Raw genomic sequence first — 920 nt, forward strand, 5'->3', positions numbered from 1 at the left:
TTGACTGACAATGCGGATTTCCATTGGACTCCAGTTGTGAACAAGCAATCTGGTGATCAGACAGACATTGGATTCAGTTGTATGTGTTGATTGATGTTGCCTGATATCTATCTGTTGGCTGTGTGACTGATGAATGAGTGATACAGACTGGAGTGGATTTGATCAGTGTATGTGGTCGGTGCATTGAATGGATATGTGGAGCAGTTAGTGGTAGTTGTTGTGACAATTGTCAGTGTSACTGACTGTGGTAATTTGTGTAGTTTGAGTGATTGAGTGAATGACTAGTGATTGGGGATGTTGACGAGTAGTAGTGAGTATTTGATTAGTATGTGTGAGTGTGTGTTTTGTTGATGTGTCGTTTGAGTGGTGAGGTAGTTGGGTGCGACCATACCACGTTGAAAGCACCGGTTCTCGTCCGATCACCGCAGTTAAGCAACGTTGGACCCGGTCAGTACTTGCATGGGTGACCGGCTGGGAATACCGGRTGTCGCCGGCTKTTAACAACCCACACACACAATCTATTTCTCAATCGTCAACAACAACTACTACATCGAKCAATCCCAATGACCGAAACTACCGCCACTACAATTATACACATTGTTCCCATTCACATCTAATTAATATTATTATTTTCATTACTATTCTGGCCACACTGTCWCACACACACACACTTGATCAACTCGCATCACAACTATCCAACACACTGTCAGTCTATTTCACCTCACCTCTACACCATACAACCAGTCCACATGAAACACATCCAACCACACACTGTCTCAACACAACAAACCAGTCATATTGCCAGTCAAACATTAGCATAYACCAAACATACACAGTCACAATATCATCACGTGMACATCGACAACCAGATACACCAGTAGACGACATGTACACCACGTTCATGATGACTCTTCATGATG

The 920-nt window shown here is 43.3% G+C and carries 1 rRNA gene; it reads left to right on the forward strand.

What is annotated here, in order from left to right:
* Positions 1–377 precede the first annotated feature (377 nt).
* Positions 378–496: ribosomal RNA gene (gene rrf, locus DZ860_RS25320) — 5S ribosomal RNA — on the forward strand.
* Positions 497–920: the final 424 nt, after the last annotated feature.

It is taken from the genome of Vibrio sinensis, from assembly GCF_003605645.1.
In the GTDB taxonomy this organism is placed as follows: domain Bacteria; phylum Pseudomonadota; class Gammaproteobacteria; order Enterobacterales; family Vibrionaceae; genus Vibrio; species Vibrio sinensis.